The sequence below is a fragment of the Saccharothrix sp. genome, from assembly GCF_031180885.1.
Classification (GTDB): domain Bacteria; phylum Actinomycetota; class Actinomycetes; order Mycobacteriales; family Pseudonocardiaceae; genus Actinosynnema.
Genome location: NZ_JAPSLK010000119.1, coordinates 1 through 4148 on the forward strand (window position 1 = coordinate 1; position 4148 = coordinate 4148).

Annotated in this window: 5 protein-coding genes; 1 reads left to right on the top strand and 4 read right to left on the bottom strand. The window is 73.0% G+C overall.

The genetic code is table 11. The annotated features are described in order from the left end of the window. From RIN75_RS43830 to RIN75_RS43840, 3 genes are all read right to left on the bottom strand, one after another. Positions 1 to 271 (bottom strand): hypothetical protein (locus RIN75_RS43830; protein WP_309115846.1); only part of this gene is annotated, 271 nt, incomplete at its 3' end. Between the two features lie 630 nt (positions 272 to 901). Beyond that, positions 902 to 1915 (bottom strand): tetratricopeptide repeat protein, encoded by a 1014-nt coding sequence (locus tag RIN75_RS43835; protein ID WP_309118028.1) that lies wholly within the window; start codon positions 1913 to 1915, stop codon positions 902 to 904. A gap of 9 nt (positions 1916 to 1924) precedes the next feature. Continuing rightward, entirely contained in the window at positions 1925 to 2374 is a 450-nt protein-coding gene (locus RIN75_RS43840) for an STAS domain-containing protein (RefSeq protein WP_309118029.1), read from the bottom strand. Between the two features lie 349 nt (positions 2375 to 2723). On the opposite strand from RIN75_RS43840, the gene RIN75_RS43845 reads away from it, so the two are divergent. Then, positions 2724 to 3266: a DUF5994 family protein gene (locus RIN75_RS43845; protein WP_309118030.1), complete on the top strand. Its 543-nt coding sequence runs from the start codon at positions 2724 to 2726 to the stop codon at positions 3264 to 3266. A gap of 102 nt (positions 3267 to 3368) precedes the next feature. Here RIN75_RS43845 and RIN75_RS43850 read toward each other — a convergent pair whose 3' ends face one another. Further along, the gene (locus tag RIN75_RS43850) at positions 3369 to 4115 is read right to left on the bottom strand and encodes a GAF and ANTAR domain-containing protein (RefSeq protein WP_309118031.1); all 747 of its coding nucleotides are present in this window, start codon (positions 4113 to 4115) and stop codon (positions 3369 to 3371) included. Positions 4116 to 4148 lie beyond the last annotated feature (33 nt).

Genomic DNA, 4148 nt, shown 5'->3' on the forward strand with positions numbered 1-4148 from the left:
GGCCGGCGTAGATGCCGTACTCGTGCTGCACCACGACCACGTCGCAGTCGTTGAGCGCCTCGGCCGCCGCCTCGACACCGCCGGCGGCCATCTCGCACACCACGGGCGGCGTCGCGCCCTGCGGCCGGTCGGTGTCGGCGAGCACGCGGACGACCCGCCCCTGCCCGCCCGGGGTCGCCGCGATCAGATGGTGCAGGAGCGCGGCGGTGAACGTGGCCAGACCGCACTGAGTCGGGGGGAACGTGCTGAGGAACCCGTAGGTTCGAGCCATGCCAATGCCTTTCGGGGGATGAGAAGGGCGGCGACGGCTTCCCCGCGCACCAAAGAGTCCTTCGTGGATGTTCGCGGGCCGCACCGAACCGCCGCACGCCGACGGGCGTGGGCGGTTCGGTGGAGGAGGTCCTCCGGGCGGGCTCGCCCCGCTCCGCCGACGTGCCCCGGGTGAGCGCCTTGTCCGACTTCGGTCAAGACCGCTCGGCGGCCATCGTGGGCCGGTGGGGGTGGCGGAGGGAGCGCGACACGCGGACTGCTCGACCAAGCCCACGCTACGCCGCTTCGGCGCAATTTCCACTGAGGAACCGCTGAGAAAAAATATAAACACGAAAGTCTCGAAAAATTCGACCGGGTGTAGACTCGTGACTTACCCGGCCACGGTGGAATTCGAATTTTTCCCGCCACCGCCCGGACGATCAGACGAGTGGGTCCACCAATGGCGACCGGCAGCAGCTACACCTCCCCGTACGGCCTCACCCCGGGCTCCGCGCCGCGCGTCCTGCGCGAACCGCCGACTCTCGCCCACGACCTCGCGCGATCGCATGGCGGGGGCACGGGCCACACCCGCGACTGGACCCCGGCCCGTCGTCCCGGCGCGCGGTCGCCGGTCCACGACGTGCCCGGCCGGTCACCAGTCCGTGATGTCCCCGGCGGGCCACCCGTGGACGGCTCCGACGACGCGCGACCGGTGGATCCGCACCGCGAGCGCGAGGGCGCCCCGATGCGCGGTATGCCCGCGCGCGGCGTCCTGCAAGGGACCCAACCGCTCGGTCGTGCGCGCTGACGCCAGGGTCTGGCACAGGTCCACCGCCTGCTCCCCCAGCCGCGTGCCGGTGTCCACCCGGCCGTCCAGCAGGTGGCACACGGCCAGTGCGATCAGGCTGGAGGTCCGGCTGCGCGCCCGGTCCGGGCCGAAACCGTCGACCGCCCTGGTCAGCAGCGGCACCGCCCGACCGGCCTGCGCCGGGTCGGTGCGCGCCAGTTCCGCGCGGACGACGCCGCCGATCGCCGCGAGTTCGACCTCGGTGAAGAAGGCCGCCCAAGGCGCGACCGGCTCGCCGCGCGCACGCGCGTGGTGGTCGGCGGCTTCGTCCAGCAGCGCCACCGCGTGTCCCGAGGAGCCCAGTTTCGCGTGCGCCCACGCCTGGTTCGCGGCGACGACCGCCAGGGCGAGCGCGGAACCGCTCGCCCGTGCCGCCCGTTCGGCGGACCGGAACTCCGACAGGGCCGACCGCGGCGCGTCGTGGTGCAGGTGGACCCGGCCCAGCCGGTAGTGGATGTTCGACACGAGCGCCTCGTCGTCGCCCGCCACCGTCAAGGCCGTGCGGAGGTGGCGCAGGGCCTCACCGGTCCGGCCGGTGTCGAAGCACACCCAGCCGGCCACGTTGTGCAGGTCCGCCACCGCTGTGCGCAGCCCAGCGCCGATCCGCGCGGTGCCGGTGCGCTCCAGCAGCGCGAGGGCCGCCGGCAGCCGCCCGACGGCCTCGTCCACGCAGCGGCCTCCGCCGTGCCGCTGGTCGTGCGCCCGCAACCTCGCCACGCACGACTCCAACGCCACGACATCGGCCGCCCCCACCGCACGGACGCGGTCGTCCACCGGGCTGCCGGCGGCGACGTGGACATCGGGTCCGGGGCGAAGCATCGGGTGCCTTCAGGACCGCGAGAGCCGGTGAGGCGGCAGCGCGCTCCGGGTCGGCACGCCGTCGACATGCGCGTACATGTCGAACACGAGGTGCAGTCCGGTGACCGTCAACGGCCGCAGGACCGGCCGGGTGCGGGCGACGAGGAAGAACCGCACCCCGGACGCGTCGGCCGCGGATCGGGCCTCCACCAGCACGGTGAGCCCCGCCGCACCGAAGAACACGACCTCGCCGAGGTCGGCGACCAGGTCCGGGCCGGCCGGGCGGATCTGCTTCGCGAGGCGTTCGCGCAGGCGGGGCGCCGTCCAGAGGTCGACCTCCCCGGACACCGCGCACACCACGGTCGACGACGACAACGCCCGCGTGGCGACCGAGAACAGTCGAGCGGGCGGCGGCCCGGACCGCGGGAGCACGACGCCGGGCGACGGTGAACGAGCGGGGCTTCGGACGGGGATGGCCATGAGGGTCCTCTCACCTGGAGGTGGCGTCCGCAGGGTCCGGGCGGAGGAACTGCTGTCTTGAGGATGGACCAGGGGAGAACACCGCACAAGGCCGGTCCAAACCTCCCCGGGTGAAATTTCCAGAAATTTCGACCGATTCGGCGCGCGGCCGTGGGGGAAAGTGATCGACAGCGGTTCCCGACGATTTTTCGGCGTAGTCTGGGGTGTGCCCCGGGCAGCTCGCGCGCCGACGTCCGAGCCGGCGCCGCCCCGGGCGCACCACGACGTCCGGCAGGGTTCGACCGGCCGGAGGCGGGACCGCGCAGATGACCTCAGACCAGTCCGAGCCGAGCACGGGGCACGAGTGCCGGTGGGCGCTGAAACCGCACCCGGTGGCGGAGGCCTGCTCGACGGCGGCTGGTGGCCGCGGTCCACCGACCCCGCGACCGAGTTCCTGCCGTTGATCACCGCCATGGCCGCGCGGGGGCTGCCGGTGGTGCGGGTGTCGTTCCACCTCGGCACCTGGGCTCCCGGCGGGCGCCGGCTCACCGTGCGCGACACGGTGGTGGAACTGGAGGGCTTCCGCACCGCCGAACCGCACACGGTCGTCCTGATCGGGCCGCACCGCCGCCGGACCCGGCTGCTGGTGGTCCCGCCGTCCACCCCGGACGACGCCGCCCGCGCCGCCCTGCGCGCCGCCGCCGAGACGGACGCGACCGCCGAGGACATCCTGAAGCGGCACAACGTCCCCGTCCCCGGCAAGCGGGCCGGCACCACCGCCCAGCCCGGCTGGCGGATCGCCGCCGCGCGGCCCCGGCGCGAAGTAGCCGACGATGCCACCCGCGAGCTGCGCGCGGCGCTGCGCGGACCTCGACGGGACGTGCGGCCCGCCGGAGACACCGGCGCGTCGTGAGCATTTTCGCTGAACGACAACCCCCGAATGCGGCAGGCACTTTGACCGACACTGCGTCGGTAGCGCCACACACCCGCGCCGAGGGGCGCGAGGTGGTCGGTGTCAGCGTCGGAGTTGCTTGGCGCCGCCGGGTGCCTTGAGCAGGTGCGAGGTGTCGATGTCGCCGGAGATGACGTCGTGGGCGACGCTGCTCAGCTTGAGGTTGTGCCCGCGGGCGTAGCCGCGCAGCGCGGCGAACGCGGTGTCCATGTCGACCTTGAGTCGTTCGGCGACCAGTCCCTTGGCCTGTTCGATCGTCACCCGGCTGTTGAGGGCGGCTTGGAGCTGTTCGGTCAGCAGCTGGTGGTGGTGGATCGAACGTTGTTGCAGCAGGCCGATGGTGGCGACGTCGACCAGCGCGGTGGCGGTGCGCAGCGCGCCCGCGTCCAGCTCGCCCGACCGGGTGCGGAACAGGTTGAGCGCGCCGATCACCTCGCGGCGCAGGCGCATGGGCACCGCGTCCACGGCGACGAACCCCGCCTCGGTCGCCGCCGCGGTGAACCTCGGCCACCGCCCTTCCGCGTCGGCCAGGTGGGGGTGGCTGACCCTGGCGCCCGCGGCGAACGCGTCCAGGCAGGGGCCTTCGTCGTTCTGGAGCTGGAAGAGCTCCAGCAGCCGCACCTGCTCGTTCGACGACGCGACCAGTTGCAGCCTGCCCCGCTGGTCGGCCAGCAGCAGGCCCGCCGCGTCGACGTCGAGGAGTTCGACGCACCGGTCCACGAGCATGTGCAGGAAGTCGATGACGTCGAAGTCGTCGACCAGGGTGTCGGCCAACTCGACGAACGTTTCGACGAGACGTTCACCGTCCATCGCAGCCACCTCCGCTGGTGTGCTCACAGTGCG

Coding starts and splice junctions, on each gene's coding strand:
- RIN75_RS43835 (WP_309118028.1), bottom strand. CDS start 1,915: ATGCTTCGCCCCGGACCCGATGTCCACGTCGCCGCCGGCAGCCCGGTG.
- RIN75_RS43840 (WP_309118029.1), bottom strand. CDS start 2,374: ATGGCCATCCCCGTCCGAAGCCCCGCTCGTTCACCGTCGCCCGGCGTC.
- RIN75_RS43850 (WP_309118031.1), bottom strand. CDS start 4,115: ATGGACGGTGAACGTCTCGTCGAAACGTTCGTCGAGTTGGCCGACACC.